The sequence below is a fragment of the Clostridium akagii DSM 12554 genome (genome assembly GCF_000686725.1).
Lineage (GTDB): Bacteria > Bacillota > Clostridia > Clostridiales > Clostridiaceae > Clostridium_I > Clostridium_I akagii.
Window position 1 is genome coordinate 61237 of record NZ_JMLK01000013.1, and the last position, 25843, is coordinate 87079.

Annotated in this window: 21 protein-coding genes and 2 other annotated features; of the genes, 2 read left to right on the plus strand and 19 right to left on the minus strand. The window is 31.4% G+C overall.

Annotation, left to right across the window (positions count from 1 at the left end; translation table 11 throughout):
* Positions 1 to 79 precede the first annotated feature (79 nt).
* From BR66_RS0107840 to BR66_RS0107930, 19 genes are all read right to left on the minus strand, one after another.
* On the minus strand, positions 80 to 1081 hold the full coding sequence (locus BR66_RS0107840) for a LacI family DNA-binding transcriptional regulator (protein ID WP_026882421.1): 1002 nt from the start codon (positions 1079 to 1081) through the stop codon (positions 80 to 82).
* 263 nt (positions 1082 to 1344) lie between these two features.
* Entirely contained in the window at positions 1345 to 4452 is a 3108-nt protein-coding gene (ileS, locus tag BR66_RS0107845) for an isoleucine--tRNA ligase (protein WP_026882422.1), read from the minus strand.
* Positions 4453 to 4567: 115 nt separating this feature from the next.
* Positions 4568 to 4776, minus strand: a binding site (T-box leader).
* Between the two features lie 134 nt (positions 4777 to 4910).
* Positions 4911 to 5885, minus strand: a complete 975-nt coding sequence (locus BR66_RS0107850; RefSeq protein WP_026882423.1) for a CPBP family intramembrane glutamic endopeptidase — start codon at positions 5883 to 5885, stop codon at positions 4911 to 4913.
* 21 nt (positions 5886 to 5906) lie between these two features.
* Positions 5907 to 6449 carry an anaerobic ribonucleoside-triphosphate reductase activating protein gene (gene nrdG / locus BR66_RS0107855; protein WP_051624148.1) on the minus strand — a complete coding sequence of 181 codons (543 nt, stop codon included), beginning with the start codon at positions 6447 to 6449 and terminating at the stop codon, positions 5907 to 5909.
* On the minus strand, positions 6442 to 8553 hold the full coding sequence (gene nrdD, locus BR66_RS0107860) for an anaerobic ribonucleoside-triphosphate reductase (protein WP_026882425.1): 2112 nt from the start codon (positions 8551 to 8553) through the stop codon (positions 6442 to 6444). The genes nrdG and nrdD overlap by 8 nt, the downstream gene beginning before the upstream one ends.
* A gap of 382 nt (positions 8554 to 8935) precedes the next feature.
* Positions 8936 to 10378, minus strand: a complete 1443-nt coding sequence (gene gatB, locus BR66_RS0107865) for an Asp-tRNA(Asn)/Glu-tRNA(Gln) amidotransferase subunit GatB (protein WP_026882426.1) — start codon at positions 10376 to 10378, stop codon at positions 8936 to 8938.
* Positions 10379 to 10420: 42 nt separating this feature from the next.
* Positions 10421 to 11860, minus strand: a complete 1440-nt coding sequence (gene gatA, locus BR66_RS0107870; protein ID WP_026882427.1) for an Asp-tRNA(Asn)/Glu-tRNA(Gln) amidotransferase subunit GatA — start codon at positions 11858 to 11860, stop codon at positions 10421 to 10423.
* 12 nt (positions 11861 to 11872) lie between these two features.
* Positions 11873 to 12160 (minus strand): Asp-tRNA(Asn)/Glu-tRNA(Gln) amidotransferase subunit GatC, encoded by a 288-nt coding sequence (gatC, locus tag BR66_RS0107875; RefSeq protein ID WP_026882428.1) that lies wholly within the window; start codon positions 12158 to 12160, stop codon positions 11873 to 11875.
* 46 nt (positions 12161 to 12206) lie between these two features.
* Positions 12207 to 13499 (minus strand): aspartate--tRNA(Asn) ligase, encoded by a 1293-nt coding sequence (gene aspS / locus BR66_RS0107880; RefSeq protein ID WP_026882429.1) that lies wholly within the window; start codon positions 13497 to 13499, stop codon positions 12207 to 12209.
* 73 nt (positions 13500 to 13572) lie between these two features.
* Positions 13573 to 13833, minus strand: a binding site (T-box leader).
* A gap of 148 nt (positions 13834 to 13981) precedes the next feature.
* Complete coding sequence (locus tag BR66_RS0107885; RefSeq protein ID WP_026882430.1) at positions 13982 to 16423, minus strand: sugar phosphate nucleotidyltransferase; 2442 nt, start codon at positions 16421 to 16423, stop codon at positions 13982 to 13984.
* A 185-nt stretch (positions 16424 to 16608) separates the two neighbouring features.
* The gene (locus tag BR66_RS0107890; protein ID WP_026882431.1) at positions 16609 to 16797 is read right to left on the minus strand and encodes a ferredoxin; all 189 of its coding nucleotides are present in this window, start codon (positions 16795 to 16797) and stop codon (positions 16609 to 16611) included.
* A 95-nt stretch (positions 16798 to 16892) separates the two neighbouring features.
* On the minus strand, positions 16893 to 17753 hold the full coding sequence (locus BR66_RS0107895) for a YhfM domain-containing protein (RefSeq protein ID WP_051624145.1): 861 nt from the start codon (positions 17751 to 17753) through the stop codon (positions 16893 to 16895).
* 81 nt (positions 17754 to 17834) lie between these two features.
* A complete protein-coding gene (locus BR66_RS0107900) occupies positions 17835 to 18416 on the minus strand; it encodes a hypothetical protein (RefSeq protein ID WP_026882433.1) in 582 nt (193 codons plus the stop codon).
* A 144-nt stretch (positions 18417 to 18560) separates the two neighbouring features.
* On the minus strand, positions 18561 to 19931 hold the full coding sequence (locus BR66_RS0107905; protein ID WP_026882434.1) for a DUF7922 domain-containing protein: 1371 nt from the start codon (positions 19929 to 19931) through the stop codon (positions 18561 to 18563).
* A 146-nt stretch (positions 19932 to 20077) separates the two neighbouring features.
* Entirely contained in the window at positions 20078 to 20914 is an 837-nt protein-coding gene (gene rsmA / locus BR66_RS0107910) for a 16S rRNA (adenine(1518)-N(6)/adenine(1519)-N(6))-dimethyltransferase RsmA (RefSeq protein WP_026882435.1), read from the minus strand.
* A 1-nt stretch (position 20915) separates the two neighbouring features.
* The gene (rnmV, locus tag BR66_RS0107915) at positions 20916 to 21458 is read right to left on the minus strand and encodes a ribonuclease M5 (protein ID WP_026882436.1); all 543 of its coding nucleotides are present in this window, start codon (positions 21456 to 21458) and stop codon (positions 20916 to 20918) included.
* A gap of 103 nt (positions 21459 to 21561) precedes the next feature.
* Positions 21562 to 22590 (minus strand): 3D domain-containing protein, encoded by a 1029-nt coding sequence (locus tag BR66_RS0107920; RefSeq protein WP_026882437.1) that lies wholly within the window; start codon positions 22588 to 22590, stop codon positions 21562 to 21564.
* A gap of 286 nt (positions 22591 to 22876) precedes the next feature.
* Positions 22877 to 23641: a TatD family hydrolase gene (locus BR66_RS0107925; RefSeq protein ID WP_026882438.1), complete on the minus strand. Its 765-nt coding sequence runs from the start codon at positions 23639 to 23641 to the stop codon at positions 22877 to 22879.
* A gap of 88 nt (positions 23642 to 23729) precedes the next feature.
* Entirely contained in the window at positions 23730 to 24119 is a 390-nt protein-coding gene (locus BR66_RS0107930) for a DUF5684 domain-containing protein (RefSeq protein ID WP_026882439.1), read from the minus strand.
* A gap of 145 nt (positions 24120 to 24264) precedes the next feature.
* Between BR66_RS0107930 and BR66_RS0107935 the strand changes: the two genes are divergently transcribed.
* Together BR66_RS0107935 and BR66_RS0107940 are read left to right on the plus strand one after the other, a co-directional pair.
* Positions 24265 to 24534 carry a hypothetical protein gene (locus BR66_RS0107935; RefSeq protein WP_026882440.1) on the plus strand — a complete coding sequence of 90 codons (270 nt, stop codon included), beginning with the start codon at positions 24265 to 24267 and terminating at the stop codon, positions 24532 to 24534.
* 294 nt (positions 24535 to 24828) lie between these two features.
* A complete protein-coding gene (locus BR66_RS0107940; protein WP_026882441.1) occupies positions 24829 to 25569 on the plus strand; it encodes a hypothetical protein in 741 nt (246 codons plus the stop codon).
* The last annotated feature ends 274 nt before the right edge of the window (positions 25570 to 25843 follow it).

A 25843-nucleotide genomic window follows, 5' to 3' on the forward strand; every position in this document is an offset into this window, starting at 1 on the left:
ATTACCATTTAAAATATTATACCATATATTTACAGTGTGAGTACTAAAAATTATATTTAAATAAAAAAAAAGATCATAATTATGATCTTTTACATGAATCTCTTTCAATTATTTTATGCTCAAGCACGTAATGTTTCTGCTCTATTTCTTGTTTATTAATTAATTTTATAAGCATTCTCATTCCAACAGAACCCATATCATAGGTAGGTTGTTCAACTGTTGTAAGTTTTGGATAATAAATTGATGATGAATATATGTTGTCAAATCCCATTACATCAACATCTTTAGGTACTTCAATGCCTTTTTCTCTTAGCGTATTGATGGCACCCATAGCTATTTCATCACTACAACAAAATGCTGCATCTATCTTTGTTTTATTTATTATTACTTCCATTCCATCTCGTCCATCAGCTGCTTTAAGTCCACCAAATTGAACTAAATTTTCATCATATTCAATTCCATTATCACTTAAGGCTTTTTTATAACCTAAAAATCTAATTCCACTAGCGTTAACTAAATCCGGACTAACACCAATATATGCAATTTTTTTATTTCCATTTTTGATTAAGTAGTTAGTAGCGTCATATGCTGCTTTTTCATTATCTATAGTTACACTTGGATATTCATCATTTTTTGCATTTGTTTCAACAAGTACAGTTGGCATTTTTAAATTGTTAAGCATATATATAACTTCATCTTCTAATGAGTTACTCATATATATTACTCCATCTACCATTTTTTCCCTAAGCACTTTAAGGTATTCTATTTCCTTTTGTGAATCTAAATCCGTATTACACAATATCACATTATAATTGTATATATTGGAAACGTCTTCTGCACCTCTAACAATTTCAGGATAGAATTGACTTGAAATATCAGGTATAACTATACCTATAGTTCTTGTTCTCTGTGTTTTTAGACTTCTTGCAATAATATTTGGTCTATAATCAAGTAGTTTTATAGCTTCAAGTACCCTCTTTTTTGTCTCTTCGTTTACTACATTTACTTCATTAAGAACTCTTGACACAGTTGCAATTGATACTCCAGATTCTCTAGCTACGTCTTTTATTGAAGCTGTCATTTCTTTATCAACCCCTAAATTTATATTTAAATTACAAGTATATTCTATTATAAACGTATTCAATGCCATTATACGACCAAATATTCATATATATATAATATTACTTGAATTATGGTGATTTTACAAGTTCTATAATTAATTTTGGTGCGGCACAAGCTATGTTTATCTTTGCCTCAGCTTACATAAACATAGCTTGTGTCATACTTTAAAAAATAACCATTTAATATATCTTATATTTTTTTTAATATGTGCTCTATAAAATATTAATTTCTTTTTTGAACAGCTAAGCTTAAGCTTTCTCCATTAATGTTGCAATCTGTGTATTCTACCTCAGCATCATAAACAACTTCAACCGCTAGTGTTTCTTTTTTTATGCTGTCTTCGAATTTTTTAATTATAGCTTCTAACATATTATTATTAGCTACATATATTGATATCTTATCTTCAACTTCAAAACCGCTATCTTTTCTAGTGTTTTGAACTTTGCTTAAAATTTCTCTCAAATATCCTTCTTCTCTAAGCTCATCTGTTATTGTTGTTTCAAGAATTATGCCATGCTCTCCTTCTCCAGCAAAAGCAAAACCATCAAGCCCATGCATGGTGACAAGGAGATTATCACTATTAAGTTCAATTTTCACTCCTTGAACTTCTATATTAACATTCTCTCCAGCGCTTATAGCTTGAGCAAGCTGCATTTGATTTTTTTCATCAATAGCTTTCTTTATTCCAGGAATTAACTTACCATACATTCTACCAATCACTGGTAAATTAGGTTTTATATCAAAGTTAACATATTTTGAAAAATCTGCTCCAAAATAAATTTTCTTAATATTAAGCTCATCCTTAATGATTTCTCCGTAATATTCTGGTAATGCCTTTGTACTTAAAAGCATTTCCTGAAGTGGCTGTCTATTCTTTATATTTGCTGTATTTCTGGCACTTCTTCCTAGTTTTGCAATTTTATAAGCTAAATCCATTTGGCTTTCTAGTGTTTCATCAATAATTTCACTATTACATTCAGGCCACTTGCATAGGTGAACGCTTTCTGGAGCCGTTTCATCTAATGAAAACACAAGACTCTGATAAATTTTTTCTGTCATAAATGGTATGAATGGAGCCGCAATTTTAGTTAACGTTGTTAGCACACTATATAAAGTAGTATATGCTCCTATCTTATCCTCTGTAAGTCGCGTAGTCCAATATCTAGATCTATTTCTCCTTACATACCAATTTGAAAGTACATCTACGAAGCTTTCAATAGCAAGTGCACCTTGCGTTATCTTATAATTTTCAAAGTCATCTTCAACTTCTTTTATAAGTGAATTAAGTTTTGATAAAATCCATTTATCCATTATATTGTCACTGATAAAATCTTTATAATCTAAAGGATTAAATTTATCTATTTCTGCATAAAGTACATAAAAAGAATATACATTCCAAAGTGTTCCTAAAAATCTTCTTTGAGTTTCAGCTACATCTTCCTCGGAAAATCTTGTTGGTAACCAAGGAGCACTTGAAGTATAAAAATGCCATCTTGCTGCATCTCCACCTTCATTTTCTAACACTGTAAATGGATCTACAACATTACCTTTGTGTTTTGACATTTTAAGCCCATTTTTATCTAATACATGGCCTAAAACTATACAATTTTCAAAAGGATTTGTATCAAATAATGCGGTAGATATAGCAAGTAACGTATAGAACCATCCTCTTGTCTGATCTACTGCTTCTGATATAAATTGTGCTGGAAAATTGTTATCAAACACTTCTTTATTTTCAAATGGATAATGATGTTGTGCAAAAGGCATTGACCCTGAATCAAACCAACAATCTATAACTTCTGGGGTTCTTTCCATTTCCTTGCCACAATCAGGACAAATAAGCTTAATCTTATCAATATATGGTTTGTGAAGTTCGATGCCTTCTGGTACATCTATTCCCTTTTTCTTAAGTTCTTCAATGCTTCCAATACATTCTCTATGTCCACATTCGCATTCCCATATAGGTAGTGGTGTACCCCAATATCTATCACGGCTTATACCCCAATCAATAACACCTTCAAGAAAATTTCCAAATCTTCCTGTTCTAATGTTATCTGGATACCAGTTTATCTTATTATTATTAGCCACTAATTTATCACGAAGTGAGGTCATTCTAACAAACCAACTATCTCTAGGATAATATAAAAGTGGTGTGTCGCATCTCCAACAATGTGGATATGAGTGAGTGAATTTTAATGACTTATATAAGCTTCCATCTTTAGTCATAAAATCTAATATTTTTGAATCTGCTTTTTTTACAAAGATACCTTTCCATGGTAGAACTGAGTCTACAAACTTGCCTTCTAAATCCACTAAATTTATTAATGGCAGACCGTATTTTTTACCTAGTGCATTATCATCCTCACCATAAGCTGGTGCAATATGAACTATTCCTGTACCATCTGTTAGCCTTACAAAATCACCGTGGACAACATAAAATGCCTTTTCCTTAGGTGTTTCAAATTTAAATAACTGTTCATATTCAGTTCCAAGAAGTTCTTCCCCTTTAAACTCTTTTACTATTTCCACTTCCCCCTCAAGTACACTTAGAAGGTTTTTAGCTAGTATCAAATGTTCTTCATTATTTATAACTTCAACATAATCATATTTTTTATTTACAGCAAGCGCCACATTACTTGGCAATGTCCAAGGTGTAGTTGTCCATGCAAGTAAATATTTATTCGCCTCACCTTTGATTCTAAATTTAACAAAAGCTGATGCTTCTTTAACATCCTTATATCCTTGGGCTACTTCATGAGATGACAATGAGGTTCCACACCTTGGGCAATAAGGCATAACCTTATGTCCCTTATACAGAAGGCCCTTATCCCACATAGTTTTTAAAGCCCACCACTCTGATTCTATATAATCATTATGATAAGTTACGTAGGGGTTATCCATATCAACCCAATATCCCAGTTTCTCAGACATTTCTCTCCATAAAGTTACATATGAAAATACGCTTTCCTTACATTCCTCAACAAATTTTTCCACACCATAAACTTCAATTTGTGGTTTTCCTGAAATTCCAAGTTTTTTCTCTATTTCAAGTTCCACAGGAAGACCATGTGTGTCCCAACCTGCCTTTCTTAAAACCTTATACCCTTTCATAACCTTATATCTAGGTATTATATCTTTCATTACTCTTGTAATTACATGCCCAACATGTGGTTTACCATTAGCAGTAGGTGGACCGTCATAAAAAGTAAAATATTTACCATCCTGATTGGATTCAAAGCTCTTTTTTATTATTCCTTTTTTATCCCAAAGCTTTGAGACATCTTTCTCCATATCTACGAAAGACTTTGAAGAATCTACTTTGTTATACATAGAATAAATCTCCTCTCGAATAAGTTTCATAATGTAATGCATCTGAAATGCACCAGAATACTTACATGTTATTTTTTTGAAGATGGGTAAATCAACAAAAATAAAAACCTCGTCCCAATAGGACGAAGTAACTCGCTATACCACCTAAATGTAATTTTTAAAATACACCCTATTCTTTAACGCAGAATTACGAACAAGCTTACTTAACAGATTCAGCCATCAGCTCCTAGGTGATTTTCACTACTCTAATGTGTTATGGGCTTTCACTATTCCCATTCGCTTTTAACTTACAGAGTACTTACTTTTCCTAATCAAAGCTATTAATTTTACAATTAGGTTCTTTAATCTTCACTTTACAACATTATATTATAATATTTTTTTTTTGTCAAACAATAGCAATACTATAATGGCTTATATATTTTTTTTTATTGTTTTAATTAACTATTCTAAATAAAGTCTCACTTGTAAAGTGGCATTAATGCAAATATAACATAGAGTACAACACTAATTCCAATTGGTGAATATGCCAGCAATAGAGATATAATACTGTTTTTTTTCACTTTTTCATCTTTATTGTATTCAATTTCTTTATATAAAATGGAATTTTCCTGATCTTTAAAACCCAACTTATCTTCATAAGAATCTTTCTGATTTATCTTTTTAAGATGTTTTATTATATATACAATACCAATTGTGGCACCCGCTGCCAAGAAAAAATTCACGCTTAAAGTTGAAATTTTCATTACTAGTGTTGTAGAAGTTATATCTTGATTTTTTATATTAATATTAGCTTTTGCTATGCTCCAAGCTAGAACTGCGTTAATACCATTAAATGTAAAATGACAAATTATAGATGCAAATATAGAATCAGTAACACGTACTAAATATGCAAGTATTATTCCGAGTACAAAAGTATATAAAAACTGGGATGGGTTAAGATGTAGCACTCCAAACATAAATCCTGTTATTATGGCTGCTTTGCCAGTACCAATTTTTTTATATCCAGATAAAATAATACCTCTTACTGTAAACTCCTCACATATAGCAGGAGTTAATGCTATAACTAATACAAACGCCCATAATGGCAATGAATCCATCTTCTGCAATAAATCATTTACATTGTTATGAAAAAACAAATTTGTAACCAGCCCAAGAAAAGTTGCTATAGGATATACGAGCAGTGCTACCCCTCCAACATATAACCAATTTTTTGCTTTAAGTGGTTTTAGTCTTAATGCCTCAGTAGGAGATTTTTTTGTCACCAATAAATAAATTATCATTGGCACTATTAAAAAAGCAAACTGTGTTAAGAGAATTGCTGCCCAAATTTGCTTATGCAGAAGCGGTATAAACGGCTGTAATATATAGCTTCCAAAAAGTTGAAGTAAAATCAATAACAAAAAGTAAAAATTTATACCAAATATTTTTTTCATAAAATTCTCCTATTATTTATACTAATTATGAAAATCTAATACTACTACTTTTCCGCCAGATAAACTAACCTTAACATCAATTATTCTTTGATTACTTGAACCTCTAAATTTAAGGCTAACATTTTTTTTATGAATTTCAAACTTCCCATCCACAAGTACATCAATGTTTTTTAGAAGATCATAGAATCCTTGTCTATTATTAAAATTCTCAACTATATATTCATAAGTATATCCAGTATAACACCAAATATTAAGTCCTAATTTTTTTATTTCTTTTGCCATGTATGCAAATTTTTCTGCCTGTTCTAGTGGATCCCCTCCTGAAAAGGTTACACCTTTTAAAATAGGATTGTTTTTTATTTCATCTATGAGTATATCCATATCTTTAAGTTCTCCATCACAAAATGAATGAGTTGAAGGGTTAAAACACCCAACACACTCATGTAAACAGCCTTGTGAAAAAAGAACTCTTCTCATACCTGGTCCATTTGAAAGGCTTTCATAAGCAATACCTGAAAGCCTTATCAATCCTTTTTCATCCAATTTGAATTCATCCTTACACATTATAAATTTTTTGCCCATTTCCTTGAGATACTCTGTCTCTTCGCTCTCCACTCTTACCTACTCCAAATCTCTCATCAAGACTTAAATATCCTGTAACTCTTGATATACCTTGAATCTCTGTACTATTGCACTTTGGACATTCATGTTCTCCATTGTATAGATATGTTCCACATTTTTTACAATACCTTATGTGAAAATTAATACCCATATAGCTTAAATCAGTATTTTTATATGCATAGTTTATAATATCCATTACAGTATCTCCATCAGGATAATTATCAAGTTCTATATAACTTATATGACCTCCATTACACATTTCATGATAAGGAGCTTCAATATCTATCTTATCTTTTATTGATATTAAGCATCCTACAGGTATATGAAAACTATTTGTGTAATATTCTTTATCAGTAACCCCTGGTATTTCTCCAAAAATAGCTTTATCCTTTATAATAAACTTTCCACTAAGCCCTTCTGCTGGTGTAGCATAACAACTCCAGTTAAGTCTTGTCTCAAGTGTTGTGTTGTCTGTATACGATCTTATATATCTTATAATTTTCTCTCCAAGTTCTCTTGATTTTTCATCTTCTCCATGATGCTTACCAGTTAAAGCTATCAAAGTTTCTGCAAGTCCTATAAATCCAATTCCCCAAGTACCTTGTTTTAGTATTGGTTCAATAGAATCCTCTGGAGTTAGGTTTTCAGACCCCTTCATAAGCCCTTGGCCTGCTACAAAAGGTAAATCTTTAACTCTAAGCTTTTTAAGTTTCTCATACCTATCTAAAAGACTATCCTTTGCAAGACTAAGTCTTGAATCCAATATAGTAAAGAATTTATCTATATCCCCTTTTGCCATAAGTCCTATTCTAGGAAGGTTTATTGTAGTTGGTGCAATATTTCCTCTCCCCTTTGTTCCTGCCTCACCATTTATATTTGAACATACATAAGTTCTGCAACCCATAGTAGCTGGGATAACTCCTGCATCATAATATTTTTTATTAAAGGAAGAATCTATGTTCATAAATGTAGGATTCATTCTCTTTGAAGCAACATGACAAGCTAATTTGTATAAATAGTAATATGGATCAGTTTTTTCTCTATTTACGCCTTCCTTAACCCTAAATATTATGTTAGGGAAAATAGGTTGTTCTCCTCTTCCGAGACCCTTTTCATACTCCAAAAGGAATATTTTACAAACCAGTGCAGAATCCTCACTGTCTGGTATTCCTAAATTTATAGATGAAAAAGGCACCTGTGAACCTGCTCTACTATGCATAGTATTAAGATTATAAACTATTCCTTGCATTGCCTGCTCTATGGCTTTTATTACTTTTTTTTCAACTATTGTATCTATCTTTGATTCATCAATACCTATTTCTAAAAGTTCAGTCTTTATCTGCTCACGTGTCTGTTCTACAAACCCACCAAGGTCATTATCAAAATCAGGATGTGATTGGCCACCAAACATATCATTTTGTGTGGATTGTAGTAGAATACAAGAAAGCTCTGCTGCTGATTCTATTCTTTTTGGTGCTCTTATGTATCCGTAACCTGTATTAAATCCTCTTTCAAGTACCTCTTTTGTAGGTATATGCAAACAATTTATAGTCAAATTATAACTATCTAAATCATGGTAATAAACATCGCCATTCTCATGAGCCTTTGAAAGCCTCTTACTCATCTTAGCAAGGTTATGCCACTTATTTGACTCACTTGCTATTCTTAAAAGCTTTGAGCTGAAATTATTACCAACATTGGCATTATCTCTATCCGTTTCCACACCAATTTGTCCAATTGCCTTCATTAAATCAGATTTGATATCCCTAATCTTAGTTCTTTCTTTTCTATAGCTAGAATATGCAAATCCTATTTCTTTAAAGTCATTTTTAATTAAAGTATCCTCAACTATGTTTTGTATTTCTTCAACTGATATGTATTGTAAATCCATATCTTCAAGCCTAATTATGATTTTTTGAGTAAGCTCTAAGACTTCACTAGTCTTTATACTGATACCGATTTCTTCTGCCGCACCTTTTATTGCATTACTAATTTTAACAGAATTGAACTCTGATTCTCTTCCGTCTCTTTTTACTACATGTAGCATTTAACATTCCCCCGTACACTATATATTGTATTTCACATTATACATTAGCAAAAATTTTATGGCAAACCAAAAATTTTCTTTAACCATATAACAAACCCCTTTATTGTGAAATACCACTTAATTATCTCCCTAATAATACGTTTTTTATGGGTAGTAAGGTGTTGATATTTAGATATAGATAACCATTGTGCTTATATCTCTCTTTTCATGAGATAAAAAATAAATAAGTGACAAGTTATTGAAGATTTTCTGCTAGCTCAGAAAAATCAAAAACAAAGAATGTTAGTAGATTTGTAAACAAATCTACTAACATTCCCAAATAATTATTAATTACTTTATTTTACCCCAAGGCAAAATTCCCTTAACTTGCCGATGCGGACCATTACACCATTTCTTTGATTTTTTTCTCTAAGGTGTCTCTAGCCATCTGTGGATTTGCTTTTCCCTTGCTCTGCTTCATAACTTGACCTACAAGGTATCCAACAGCTTGGGTTTTACCAGACTTATAATCCGCTACAGATTGTGGATTTGCTTGTAGAACTGCTACTACTATCTCATCTATAGCACCAGTGTCACTGATTTGTCCAAGTCCTTTTTCCTTAACTATAGCTTCTGGGTGATTTCCAGTGTTAAACATTTCTTCAAAAACACTTTTTGCAGCAGTTACACTGATTTTTTTATCTGCCACCATCTTCAAAAGAGATGCCATATCTTCTTTTTTTATAGGTATTTCTTCATATTCAATCTCTTTTTCTTTAACAAGTTTAAGCATATCCGTAAGTATCCAGTTACATGCACTTTTTTTATCTACTCCTAATTTCACCAAATCTTCAAAGTAATCGCTAAGAAACTTATCAGAAACAAGAATGTCTACTTCTTTCTCAGTAAGCTCATAGCTAGACATAAATCGTTCTGTTCTCTGCTTTGGTAACTCAGGCATTTCCTTTTTAACATCTTCAATAATACTATCTTTAATAACTATCGGTATTATATCTGGATCAGGGAAATATCTATAGTCATTGGCGTCCTCTTTACTTCTCATAGTTACAGTTTTGCCCTTCCCTGCATCCCATCTTCTTGTTTCTTGAACTATTCTAAACTCTTCACCATAATCATAAAGTTGTTTTTGTCTTTTTTCTTCCTTTTCAAGGGCTTTTTGAAGTTCTCTAAATGAATTTATGTTTTTTATTTCTACTTTTGTATTATATTCTTCCTGCCCAGCTTTTCTAATAGATATATTAGCATCACATCTCAAAGAACCTTGCTCCATTCTACAATCTGATATGCCACTGTATTCTAAAATAGCCTTTAAATTTCTAAGAAAAGTTACTGCTTCCTTGGGTGATCTCATATCTGGTTCTGAAACAATTTCAATTAGAGGCACGCCAACCCTATTATAATCTATAAGAGAATAAGGCTCATATTCCATATGGACAAGTTTCCCTGCATCCTCTTCTATGTGTATTCTGTTTAATCTTACTTCTCTTTGTCCATCAGGTGTTTCAATATAAACCAAGCCATTCCCACATATTGGCGTATCAAATTGTGATATTTGATATGCTTTAGGTAAATCTGGATAGAAATAATTTTTTCTATCCATCTTATTCAATTTATTTATTTTACAATTTAGTGCTGTTCCCGCCTTTACCGCTAGATGAACAACTTCTTCATTTAAAACTGGAAGGGTACCTGGTAGTCCCATACAAATTGGACATGTATTCTCATTGGGTTTTGCACCAAAGTGTGTAGAACAACTACAAAATATCTTTGTCTTTGTATTAAGTTCTGCATGTATTTCTAAACCTATTACAGTTTCATAACTCATATTATCGCAGCAAATAGCTGCTTTCCCCCTTTCTATTTTAATTTATTTTAGTGCCCCTTCAAGAGCCAAAGCCGCTTTTAGTATAGTACTCTCACCAAAGTGTGGTCCAATTATTTGTAGTCCAATAGGTAATCCACTTTTACTAGTTCCACATGGCACAGATATAGCTGGTACTCCTGCAAGGTTTATATTTACTGTGTAAACATCTGCAAGATACATTTCAAGAGGATTATTCTTCTTTTCATTACATTTAAATGGAAGCACAGGAGATACTGGACTTATTATAATATCATATTTACTGAAAACCTCTTTGAATTCTTCTTTGATTTTTTTCTTCAGTTTTAGCGCTCTATTATAATAAGCATCATAATATCCTGAAGATAGAACATATGTACCAAGCATTATTCTTCTCTTAACTTCCTCACCAAGAGCTTCTGTCCTACTCTTTTCCATAAGATCATATACGTCTTCAAATTCTTTTGGTCTATAACCATATCTTATTCCATCAAATCTAGCTAAGTTTGAACTAGCTTCTGCTGAGGATATAACATAATAAGCTGAAAGTCCTGCCTCAGTAATTGGAATAGAAATTTCTTCAACCATTGCTCCTAAGCCTTTTAGCTTTTCAATACTATTTAATATGGATGCTTTTATCTCTGGATCTAACCCATCACCAAAAAATTCCTTTGGTACTCCAATCTTCATTTTTTCTACTCCACCATCGATCCCAGTAAGGTAATCGGTGCTACCAATATTCTTTGAGCTCGTGTTATCCAGTGGATCTGTTCCTGCTATAACTTCAAGTGCAAGTGCACAATCTCTTACATTGTTTGAAAAAGGTCCGATCTGGTCTAGTGATGATCCAAATGCTATTAGTCCAAATCTTGAAACTAACCCATAGGTTGGTTTTAGCCCTACAACCCCGCAAAAGGCTGCTGGCTGTCTTATTGAACCACCAGTATCTGATCCTAGTGAAAAAGGTGCCAGTCTTGCTCCTACTGCCGCTGCGGAGCCACCTGATGATCCTCCAGGTACCCTCTCTAAATCATGGGGATTTTTAGTCACTTTAAAGGCTGAATTTTCCGTAGAGGAACCCATGGCAAATTCATCCATATTAGTCTTTCCTATTATTACTGCATCTGCATCTTTTAATTTTTTAACAACAGTAGCATCATAAGGTGGAATAAAATCCTCTAACATCTTTGATGCGCAGGTTGTTATTATTCCATCTGTACAAATATTATCTTTTATAGCAATTGGTACTCCCGCAAGCATACCAACTTTTTCACCCTTTGCTATCTTCTCATCCACTATTCTAGCATCTTTTAATGCTCTTTCTTCACATATGGTCAAATAGGAATTTATATTCCCATCTTCTTTTTTTATTTTTTTAATAAAAAATTCAACTATTTCCTCTGACGTAAAAACTTTATCTCTTATCCCATCTCTTAAAGCTTCCACTGACAATTTATCTATATCCAAAGCTATCTCCCCCTATTCAATTATCTTAGGAACCTGAATTGCAGTACCTCTGAGACTCTTAACATTTTGCATAAGTTTTTTCTTATCTTCAAAAACTTTTGGACTATCTTTTCTAAACTCTGTATTAACTTGATCAAAAGCATTTATATCTACATCACTTAAATCCATATTATCTATAGTTTTAAAATGAGTGAGTATGGTTTCAAACTCGCTGGCCATCTTTAAAGCTTCCTCTTCTGTAAACTTTAGTTTTGATAGTTTTGCTATATATTTTACCTCTTCAATGCTTACTTTCTCCATAAAAAACCTCTCCTTTTTCTAAGCTGCACCCTTTATATTATAACCACTATGGAGTCATTCTCTTCATATCTCTTGGAAGTAGCGCTGCTTCTCTAATATTTTCAAGCCCTAATATTTTCATTGTAAGTCTTTCAAGCCCTATAGCAAACCCACCATGAGGAGGCATACCATATCTAAAGTTTTCAGTATAAAACTCAAACTCTTCAGTCTTAAATCCCATTCTAGCTATATTTGCAATTAGTTTTTCATAGTCATGTATTCTTTGTCCTCCAGTTGTAATTTCAAGCCCTTTATATATTAGATCAAAACTCTTAGTAGTTCCAGCTACTTTATCATCAGGCATTGTGTACATAGGTCTTTTAGAAGCTGGATATTTTGTTAAAAACACAAAATCGCTGTTATATTTTTCTTTTATATATTGGCATAATAATTTTTCCCCTTCTCCATCAATATCGGCCTTTGATGATCTCTTACCATAAACTTCAAGAAGTATACCCTGTGCCTCGGCCAGAGGAATTCTAGGAATCTCCACTTTCTCTGGAAGAACAATATCATAAAGTTTTAATTCTCTTTCACATTCTATTTTAAGGTATTTAAAAAGATAGTTTATATATCCCTCTTCCAAATCCATAATTTCAAATTCGTCTTCTATAAATGCCATTTCAAGGTCTAAACTTACATATTCATTTAAATGTCTATAGGTATTATGAAGTTCTGCTCTATATGCATGACCAACTTCAAAAATTCTTTCAAAACCAGAACCTACCATCATTTGTTTGTAAAATTGTGGACTTTGAGCAAGAAAAGCTCTATGTTCAAAATAATCCACAGTAAACATTTCACTTCCACCTTCTGTTCCAGCTGCAATTATCTTTGGCGTATAAACTTCAGTGAACTTTCTTGCCCTTAAATAATCCTTAAATGCATAGGCTATTTTTTCCTGAACACTAAACACAGCTGCTATTTTAGGTGCTCTAAGACTTATGGTTCTGTGATCAAGCTGAGTTTCAAGACCAGCTTTGATTTTACCTGCATTTATTGCAAAAGGCAATTTATCATAATAAGTTTTGCCTAATATATTTAATTCCTCCACCTGCACTTCTATTCCTTCAGGTGCTTTTTCATTTTTTACTTTTTTGCCCTTTATTTCTATACACATCTCTAGCCTTAATTTAACATTCAAACTCTCGTCAATAACAATTTGAATTATTCCTGTTTTATCTCTTAGCTTTACAAAACTTATTTTTCCCAGGTCATATATTTTATGTACCCAACCCTTTAATTCCACTTCCGTTCCATCCTCTATACCTACTACATCAGCTACATATATATCTTTCATCAATTTAACCCCCTGCATTTATTTTTTTTCAGATTCCTTAGTAAAAAACAAAACCCGTGCCCATATCTTTCGATATAGGAACGGGTTAAACCTTCGCGGTACCATCCTAATTAACATTATAAAATGTTCACTCATACAGGTACAAATAAAAAAACATAACATATTAATACCCTGCCCTTTTAACGGTAGACACCCGTTTAAGCCTAATAACAAAAATGCTTTCGGTTAACTGTTCAAGGATGTTCTTCAACATAGTCTTCATATCGGGCTTACACCAAAACTCCCGACTCTCTAGGACTCCAACTATATATACTCTTCCTATCATCACCATTTTTTATTTCAAGTTAATTATATAACCTAATTATTATTAATTCAATACTTAGCAGTAATATATATAATAATTTATCATTTTATCAATAAACCATATATGAAATTACTATATTCCCATTTGATATATGATTTATCCCTATAGCTTTAACAAATTAACATTTAAGTATTCGTCGTATACTTCGGGATAACTCCTCTAGTACCTTCACAGCTTGCTCTTCATTTTCAGATTCAGTATAAACCTTACATAGTGGTTCATCTAAATCTGGTAGCACCAATGCCCAGCATTCCAGATAATTTAATCTTACACCCTCAATGAAGTCTATATAGCCGAAATTATATTCTTCCATGATATTTCTCATAACTTTTGCTTTTTTCTCCCAAGGACAAGCTATTTCTAAAGTTTTCATATGATACTTTGGCACCTTTTCCATAAAAGCAGATAGTGTTATATCTAAACTAGTTATTAAATTCAATATAAAAGCACTCATGCTAATAGCATCTGTAATTGATAGATAGGCATTAATTATATATTTTTTATTTTTACCCTGCTCATTTTTTATATATTCATCCATTACATTTCTTTCCTCTATCTTAGTTCTTATGAACTTAGCATTATATATCTGTGCAAGTTTTTCCACAGAATAAGAACCATTAGCAGGTGAAACAATGGTGTTGAATTTGAATAAATTTAACAGAACTAGTGCTTTAAGTTCTTCATGTTTATCTTCATTTATTATATTGCCTTTCTCATCTACAAAAATATAAGAATCAGCTTCATGGGAAATCCATATTCCAAGGGTTGAATTTGTATCTTTTACATCTTTGCTTAGCCCCCTAATATCACTACTATGTGAATGAATAACTACATTTACTTTTAATTCATTTAGCATATAAATCATTATTGATTTAACTATACTACTATTAGTTGCAATGATAATTTTGTGATTTTTTTTCTTTATATTAGGAATATCTAAATTGTTAAGTATATTTTTCATATATTTTTCTTTGCAATGATTTAATGAAATTACTGATTTAAAGTTTTCTCCCTGTACCCTCCTAAAGTCTTCCCCTTTGAATTTATTTTCAATTTTTTTCATTATATATTTAGTAATATTAACACCATCTGAATCCATAAATATTATGTTTATAAGATTCAAGTCATTCCTATCTGCATATACGTGAATCGATCCTTGGAAATCAAAATTTGCGGTTGATGCCCTTGTTATCTGTACTGTAGTTTCAAATAAATCATATACTTGAATGCCAATTGAAATTAGACCGGTGGACAATGAACTCTTAAACATTCTCGAAGCATTGTCATCGCCGCTACTTACTGCTACTTTAGAGCTAGGATTAAGTATTGATCCATATGCAGAAGCCAGTTTTGATATAAACTCCGGTGTTATATCCACATTTATTTCTCCACTAATGCCGTTTTTATCAAAAAAATTTTTTTCATATTTTCCTTCCCAAATTAAATTACCTCTTACTACCTCACTATTTCCAATAATTTTACTAGGCCAAATCATTACTTTAGGTTTCACTATGGATCTTGTTCCAATCAAACTCTCATCACCAATAGTTGCTTGCTGAAAAACAGAAACTCCGTTTTTAAGTTGTACCTTATTACAAATCAAGGCTCCTCTTACCTCTACATTTTTACTTATATAACAATTATTAAAAATAATACTCCTTTTTATACTTGATTTTTCACATATTATATTATCCCTACCTATCACAGTGAGTGGACCTACCTCGGCATCACCGTATACCTTTGTGTTATCACCTATGTATACCGGTGCTTTTATTTCTACTTTTGGACTTAAAAAACAATCAGAACCTATCCATACGCCTTCTTTTATTTGTTCCCCAAATATTTTTACATTAACCTTTTTATTTAAAATGTCATGATTACATTTAATAAATTCACCTATGCTTCCAATATCACGCCAATATGAATCCTGATTATAACCATATAGTAATGATTTATTTTCCATAAGTATAGGGAATAAATCATTACTGAAATCAAATTTTACATTTTTCTCATAGTAGTCAAATATTTGTGGTTCAATTATATATATTCCAGTATTAACCTTATTGCTAAAAACCTCACTCCACCTTGGTTTTTCTAAAAAGCCTGTTATTTTTCCATTGCCATCAGTTACAACCACCCCATATTCCAAAGGTATCTCAACTTCCTTCAATATAATCGTTGCTAAGCCACCCTTTTTTTTATGATATCCTAAAGCATCTATTAAATTAACATCGGTAATGGCGTCACCACTTACAACTACAAAAGTTTCATCTAAAAATTCCTCTGCATTTTTCACACTCCCTGCAGTGCCCAGAGGGATTTCCTCAATGAAATATTTTATGTCTACACCAAACTCACTTCCATTTCCAAAGTAATTTATTATTTCGTCAGCTAAATAGTTCACAGTAATACCTATTGTTTTGATATGGTTATCTCTTAGCAATTCAATGGCATACTGAATCACTGGTTTCCCAAGTAATGGCATCATAGGTTTTGGTATGTTACAAGTAAGAGGTCTAAGTCTATTTCCCTGTCCCCCTGCCATTATGATACCTTTCATAAAATCGCCCCCTTTACTCATTTTATTCAATATGCAAAAGGGAATAGCACTACTAATAATTAAAATTTCTTAGTACTTTTATCCTTCTTGGAAATTCAAAAAAGGAATGTAACAAGATTTGTATAATCAAATCTTATTGCATTCCTTTTTAAACCATAAAAAAAATTTGCGACATATATCTTGAATTATTCAATTTCTATTGCATTCACCGGACAGCTATCCCCTGCTTCTTTTGCAGTATCCGCTGATGATTCTGGTACACTAGACTTAATTTCCCCAGCCTTTCCATCATCCTGCATTTCAAAAACCTCAGGACAAACAGAAGGACAAAGTCCACAACCTATACAAGTATCTTTATCTACATGTGCTTTCATACTAGTTACCTCCTAATATTGATGTTTTAACACCTAATATTATTCCCAACATATAAATTAAAATACAATTAAGACATATGGAAGAAAATAACAAATTAAAAATCCGCACTTTTAGTTTCACTAATAGTTATTTTCCAATAATCATTAGAATTTATTCCTACCACATAATATTTTTTTTCTTCCTTAGTAGCATTATCCTCAAAGACAATCATACTTTTAAAAATATAGCTATTTGTATATGGCTTGCTACTCTCGTACTTAAATGTGCCTTCCTTATAGCCTTCTGTAGTTACAGTCTCCTTTACATCGCAAGGATCATCTGCACTGTTAAGAACACTAACATTAGAAGGAAGTGTTTTCTCAAAATCATCTAAATCAGAAGAAAATATATATTTAGCTACAGATAAATCACTGTTAATATCTATCCCTATAGACTTGTTATTTTTCACGCTAGCTCTATATTTATCAATACATTCGCTAATAGATGGGTAATATACCTTATTAAAATCCTTAGGAGTTCTCACATCATTAAATTGATTTAAAATTTCACTATCAATTCTATTTGTAACGATATAATTTTTATTTTTAGAATAAAGATTACCACCGTCATTTTTATCTAAACCAACTACATAACTAAACTCATGAACGATTTTATCATTTTCATAAATATCAAACACATAATCAGGCTTAAAAGATGATTTTGAATCCACAACTTTTGCACCAGATAATATATCATATATATCAGAAATAGCAACTGGATTTGTAAGTATAAACTTATAACCCTTATCTCTAGTATTTTGTATTACAATTTTTTTTATTTGTTTTTGCTTCATATATTCAAAATCATTATTTTTAAGACCTAATTTCACTTGTAATCCACTAATTTGTGTACATCCTGATAGCAAACTTGCTATTACTAAAATTAGACATACAAATACCAAGTTTATTTTTTTCACCAAGATCGCTCCTTCTTATAGAGACTAATACGATTTTATACTTGTTAATTATACGTCTTATTTTATTTTCAAGCAATATTTTTATTCTTTTTTAACAGTTTCTGCTATAGCTTTAAAAATCGAAGGTATATTTGAGCTAAATTTATTATCTTTTATATAAAAACAAAACTTTACAAAGTTGCCATCTTCATTAATAAAATATTCAAAAGCATGATATGAATCACCGTGAGAATCTCCTTCATAGGTAATTAGATATGTTTTTTCATTATCTATATTTAAATTTGATACATTAAAATTTTCAACTTTATTTTCAGTGCCAGATATTTTTTTATTCATTTGTAGAAAATCTTGAAAACTACCAGGATAATCCCAAACCTGTACAAATCCATTTATTCCTTCATCTATATCACTAAAATTATTATAGTATCCTATCTCTTCACCGTTGAAGCTTTCCTTGCTTGCTTGCCATTTAATGGGAAGCTTATAGCTTAGTTTATACTCATTACTACTGTATTTTTTAAGCTCCCCAAGATTACTCTGTATAAATGCTGTTGCCCTTATCCTATTATCTAATTTTATTCCAATACAAAATATAAATATCATTAGTCCCATTACCACAAATATTACTCCAAGCTTTTTTTTATCCACAATAAGTATTTTCATCTTCTCACCCCCTTATATAAACAAATCGGCATAAGTAAAACCCACATCATAAATGCTTATTTCACCTACACCGACTACGGCCTACCCTCATTGAACTAACACTCACCTTACAATACAAAATAACATTTCATTACAATTTTCATTCTATTTTTGTGTTGGAATTACTACAACTGCTCTTCTAAAATCATAAAAGAGTAGCCAATAACCTAAATCTTCTCCTCTTTCTTCATTTCCATTAACAAAACTAACAAAACCATACTTGCCACCAAAGGGCTGGTCTTCAGTTTCCCTTGTACCTGGTATCCCATACATTACATATTTCACCCTATGAAGATCATCAAATTTATATCCTACAATATAATGTCCATGTTTTATTATATATGGGAAATAATTAATCATTGGATAATATAATATAGCATATTTATTATAGCTATTAGCTCTGTACATATCGTCAATAGACTTCACTGGAACTGTGAACCATTTACTCTTACCTATTTCCTCAAATTCATCTTGGAATGGATCTAAATCTTCTACAATTCTATTAAAAAACTTTTCGGTTTTATTAAATTCCACCTGTTCTTTTGGTTTTCTAGCACTATAATTATTTTCTTTGGGGATCTCTTCTTTATATATGTTTTCTTTATATAAATTTTCTTCCTTATATATATTTTGCTCTTTTTCTATTTTTGCTTCTCCCGTAACCCTATTGGTATCCCTTATATCTTCTTGCAGCTTTACTTCTATTTCTTCCTGTACCTCTCCATGCACATACTCTTGTGGTTTTTCTTGTTTAACCTCTTCCACATTATCTTTCCTACCTTCTTTATCAGAATCTTTAGTGCCTATTTTTTCAGGTATTTTTTCAGGTATTTTTTCAGGTATTTTCTCTTCTTTTGATTTTTCCTGATTGTTCTTTTTTTTACTTGCCCTATCCTTTTCCTTTACTTTTTCCTTCACTTTTTCATCTTTTTTTATTTCATAAGACTTATCATGTTTTTTTAAATTTTCTATTTCATCTTCATATCTATCAAAATCTTCCTCACTATTGTCTATATGTTCTTTATCATCATCTCTTTTTTCTGTCATATCCATCAAAGTATAGCTTTTCCAATCCTTTGGAATGTCTGTGCTTGTAAAACCACTTAAAACAGCCGTTACATTACCACTTACGAATCTAACTACTGAAGCCCCACTAACTTTGTCTACAGCTACTCCGCTTCCCGCAATATTAGAAGATTCAAATTCCTTACAAATCTCCGTTCTACCTGAGTCGTCTATGTTCAATTCAGCTAATTTAATTAACTTTTTTTCGTCTTTTTTATTACATATAAGCATTATATAATATGGTCTCATCTCTATCTTTAGATTCTGAACATAAAATGTAACTTTACATTTACCATTTTTCACTTCTAATTTTGCATATCCTGTAGGCATTTTATCGGATGATAATCCGTATCCTTTTTCATCTTCCTGAAGTATTATGAAATATCTGCTGTAATTTTTTCTCTGACTCAATCATTTATCCTCCCATAACATTCATACAATACAATATATGAATAAAAATAATAAAAATGATTAATATACAAAAAAAAAGGACAGTTAATAGATTTATTAAAATAAAATCTATTAACTGTCCTTAATTTATATTAAAAATTAGTACACTATCTATATTTAAATATTACATCAGATAAATTTCCAAATTCCTGAATTGACAAAGTTTCCCCTCTTCTTTTAGGGTCAATGTTAGCTTCAACAAATACTTTATCGTAATCCTCTTTTGAAAGTTTTAATGTCTTAAGACCATTCCAAAGTGTCTTTCTTCTCATATTAAATGAACTTCTTATTATTAAGAAAAACAATTCTTCGTCCTTAACCTTAACTCTTGGTTCTTTTAATTTATCAAGTTTTATTACTATTGAATCTACCTTTGGCTGTGGAATAAAAGATAGTGGGGAAACTCTCCGAACTATACTTACGTCGCAATAATACTGAACAAGAAGTGAGAGTGCTCCGTATGCCTTACAATCAGGCTTTGATGCCATTCTCTCTGCAACTTCCTTTTGTATCATTATTGTAAGTGATTTAAAATTAAAATCCTCTGTGAGCATTTTACTTATCATTGGTGTTGTTAAATAATAAGGAAGATTAGCAACAACCTTAACAGAAGTTTCTGACCCTATAATCTCATTAAAATTAACTTTAAGAGCATCTTTATTTAGAAGTTCAAGATTGTCGAATTCTTTTAATTCATCCTGCAAAATAGGGATTAGATCCTTATCAAGCTCAATAGCACATACTTTCTTTGCTGAAGTTAATAACATCTTTGTAAGAGTACCGATACCTGGACCAATCTCTATTATAAAATCATCTTTTGATATATCCGCACCTTTTATTATATCATCAAGTACCTCATCATCAATTAAAAAATTTTGGCCTAAGCTTTTTGTGAACCTAAATTTATATTTTTTTACAATTTCTTTAGTATCTATGTATGCCATATTAGATCTCCTTTTCTGCATTTTTTACGGCTACTAGCAGTTCCTCCTTAGTAATACCAAAACTGTTCAATCTATTCAAAAATTGAGCTGAGTTTGCATAACCAATACCAAGCTTTCCACCAACAGCATCTCTTCTATCTTTTGCCTTGATATCACCTGTAAGCTTAAAAAACATCATATCTTGAACACTAAATGTCTCGATTTTTTCAATAGTTTCAAACTTAGCAATATTTAATGCCCTTATTATTGATTCAGGAGAAGCATTTTCCACCCCTATGTCTCCATCTTTTGTTCCTTGTTTTTGAGTAATTCTTGCGTGTTTAATACCCTTTACTCTCTTAGTAATTATTCTTCTTATCTTCTCTCCAGCAAAATCAGGGTCTGTAAATACAATTACGCCCCTTCTTTTCTGTGCATCTATTATTTTATCAATAACTTTTTTATTTATTCCAAAGCCTCCAACTGCTATTACCTGTGCATCTACTGCACGCTTTATAGCCGAGACATCATCTCTTCCTTCTACCACAATTACTTCCTTAATCATCTTTCTATATTCCTCCACATTTGAAATTTATAATATTATATATTTCAATTATAACATAATCTACTTCAAGCATCTTTTAAAAAAAATAAGGAGCCATTGGCTCCTAATTTAAAATGTATACATCTGCGCTCTTAGCGCCCCAAGAATAACAATCACTTTCATTGTTAAAGAATAAATCTACACGGTTTCCCTTTATGAGTCCACCAGTATCTTCTGCTATTCCATAGCCGTAGCCTGTAATATACAGTTTAGTACCTAGTGGAATTACTCGAGGATCTACTGCCACTGAACTATATCCATTTGCATCTCTCTTTACCTTTGCCCCAGAAGCTGTTATACCAAATCTAAGATCATCAGTATATCCTGTTGCAAGTGCTGTGATTTTTGTCTTAAAAAGTGTTCTCCCGCCTCTATTTACGGATACAACGCCAAGCGTTCCTCGTTTTATAACCGCATCTACGGGTGTGCTTTTTACTACCTCACTTACTACGTTTCTTGAAACTTCTTTACCATCTTCGTAAGTAGCACTAATTTGTATCTCCTTTGCTCCATTTGAACCTTGTTGAACAACTTTATTTTCATCACTTGCCATTGTATCATCATTATTAACAACAGTATTAAAAGCTATTGGCTGCAATTCTGTAAAGGTTTTAGTAGTAACTCTTGTTATTACTATCTTCATCCCTTTTTTAACAGATGCACCTTTATATGGATTAAGTTTGTCAGTAGCGTTCAGTGATATTTTTTCTGTCTTCAATACATTTTTCACTGAATTTTCTGCAGATTTGATTTTTAGATCTTTACCATCTACGAGTATTTCTAAACCTACTGCTCTTTTTATATATATATTTTGTCCATTTTTCACTTTAGTGTCTACACTAGGTTCAATCTTGTCCTTGGATCCCAGTCCTATTTTATTTTGCTCTAGAATTTTTTTCACAGTGTTTTCGTAAGAAATTACACTAGTTTTCTTACCATCTACTTCCACTGTTACAACTTTTCTAATGCCTACTAAATGCATAGTAACACCTAATACTATCAGCACTGTAAACAATGTTGCTAGAGCTACAATAGAACCTGGTGAAAAATAATTTCTCTTGGAAATTAAATTATCCCTCAGTTTTTGCAACATTCTAATCCCCCCCTTGAGCAAGAATCTTTAACATTATAACTACAAAATATACACAATGTCAAATATCTTACCATTTTTAGCCAAAACCAGAAAATGCAGTATATGCATATAACAATATAAATATATGATAGCTTTTACCTATGATTTTAACTATTTTTAGGTGGGAGTTGTGCAAGATCCTTTATTAAATTGTATGCTTAGAATGGTTATAATATAAGTATTTCTGAAAACTGATATTATAAAAAATGTTCATAAAACATATGCTTTATGAACACATTCTACACTATTATTTTACATTTAACAACTTCTTAGCATTGCTTATAGATTGATTTTTAACATTTAATGGAATATCTCTCCTAATCTCTGCTATTTTCTCTGCTATATACTCTATATAGTCCGATCTATTTCTCTTACCCCTGTTTGGCTCCGGCGCCATGTAAGGACAATCTGTTTCAAGCAATATCTTGTCAATTGGTACTTCTCTGGCAACTTCAACTATTTTTTTAGCATTTTTAAATGTAACTACCCCTGTGAACCCAATATAATATCCCAATTTAAGGCATTCTCTTGCAAATTCTAAGCTGCCCGAAAAGCAATGAATTGTACCAATTACTTTTGGAAATTTTTTTATTATATTTAGTGTGTCCTCATGTGCATCTCTATCATGTATAACTACAGGCAAATTAAGCTTTTCTGCCAGTTCCATCTGAGCTGTAAAAGCTGCTATCTGAATTTCTCTACCAGGGTTTTCTTCAGAATGATAATCCAAACCAATTTCTCCTATGGCCTTAACCTTTTCGTTTTTAGAAAGATCCTCAAGTTCTTTTATTACATCGTCATTGACAATATCAGCAAATTCAGGATGTATTCCCACCGCCGCATAAAAAACGCCATATTTTTTAGTAAGTTCCACAGAATCTCTTGCCCCTTGAAGTGAAGCTCCACAATTTAACACCCCGACAATTCCATTGGCTATAAGTTCTTTTATTACTTCATCTCTATCTTCATTAAATGACTCATCATCATAATGAGCATGTGAATCAAAAATCATACAATCATCTCCTCGCCTATTTACATAATTATAACATTTTCTTGTATTCCTGGTGTAGAGGAAGCTGTATAAATTTTAAATCAACATACTATTCTACAAAACTGCTACATCCAATATATTTTATTTTTGGTGAATATGACATATATATCATAAATGCATAGCTAATTGGGTAAATTATAATAGATAAAACAATCCAAAGCACTCCTACATTAAATGAGTTATAAAATTCTGAAAACCAGACTTCAACTAAAATAATATTTATAAGTGGTACAAACAAAAAAAATACATACCAACCACTTCTATCTATCATGTGCAAGAACAGAACAAATTGGAAAAAGGGTATAAATGCCATCCACTGATTTTTCATATTTGATTTTATGGACAATTTGCACCAAGTAATGGCCCACAGTATATAATTGATTAAAAAAATCATTATAACGGATTTTAAGCTAAGCAAATGAAATAATACATTCAACATTTTTATCTCCTAATAATTTATTATATATTTTAACATTCCCATAAGAGAAATATATTATCAAATTCATTAAATAATAATCACAAATTACATTTAAGCATAATATATATTAAACAGCTTTCTATAAAGTTCATTCGAGGTGTTTTTCATGAAAAATGATGACTTAGCAATAGCCACATTAGTTATGGGCATAATTGGCTTAATACTTAGTTTTGTACCTATTTTAAATTTTTTCGGAATATTTTTTTGTATAATAGGATGTATAATTGGCACAAAAACCAAGCTAAAGATTGCGAAATCAGAAGTTGTTATACGTGGAGATTCTTTAGCTACTTCTGGAATCGTTCTCTGCATTATGGGTATAGTGGTGTTTATAATTGTTACTACTATAATGGGAATGTTTGCTGCTTCATTATGACATAATGAATTTTAATTTTCTATACATTATAAACTAAGCGTGAATCCTTAATCTATAAGACTTCACGCTTAGTTTTTTTATAAACCAGTGCCGTAAAATATGTTAACTATTGGAAATATTTATTATATATTACAATAAGTAAACACCTGAAATTTTTAACAACTCTTCAGTTACTAAAACTCAAGCAAATATAAATCCATCTCAAAGCAAAATATCCAATATAAATTCACAAAATATTGTCTTAAGTATAATCATTAAAATGTTGCCATTCATATGGCTAGAAGGAGAATAACTATGATTGCTAAATTTAAGAAAAAATCAGTGATTTGCTCAATAGTTGTTATTGCAATTCTTGTCTTTATTGGTGCTTTCACTCTAACAAATGAAAAAAAAACAATTGAGAAAAAAGTAACTTCTAGTATATCAATTACGAAAAAAAAAGTTTTACCAGCTAAGGTAGCAAAAGTCGCTGAACCTATAAAAGATGAGAATGCAACTACTACAGCCATAACCAATACTACTAATAATGCAGCACAAACCACAAATAAGGATAATAAGACCTCTAGTTCAAATGAAGTTCAAAATCAACAAACTCCTAAATCAGAACCAGCTAAGCAGCTAGCACAACAAGCCACAGTTGTTCAACCACCTAAACAAACCCCTAAGACTTCAGTAGCATCTTCCTCACAATATGTTAGTAATAGTCTTGGCTTTGCTATAACCTTCCCCGCTTCTTGGCAAGATAAATATACGGTTTCTGAAAATAGTAATGGTATAATCGTTTATTTTAAACCCGAACAACAAGTCCAGTCTGGAGAAGGTAAACTTTTTACAATTGTAAAAAAAGATAATGAGAATGAAGAATTTTTAGACACTATAGGCGGGCCAAGATACCTTACAGCAAAAAACATTCTTTATGTTATAGGTGGTCCAACAGATGTAGGTTTTCCACCTGATAACCCAGAATTTAGTGTTTATAGACAATTATGTACTGAAAGAGCCTCTGTTGTAAGTACTCTTAAGGCTATAAATTGATATTCTTATGTTTATTTTATTTAGGAGGAACGTATAAATGAAAAAGCTTTTAACTCTCTGCATACTTGTATTTACATCAACATTTTTTTTATTTAGATGTACGCAAAATAATAACGAGTCCAATGAAAAAACAAATACGCCTAATGAAATATTTGCTATTCCCGAAAATTCAAATAGATATAAGGATAATTCAAATGTTAAATGGGGTTTTATTGATAAGGAGGGTTCCTTGTTATTAAGCCTCAATCTAAAGCTGAAACTTTATTTTTATATA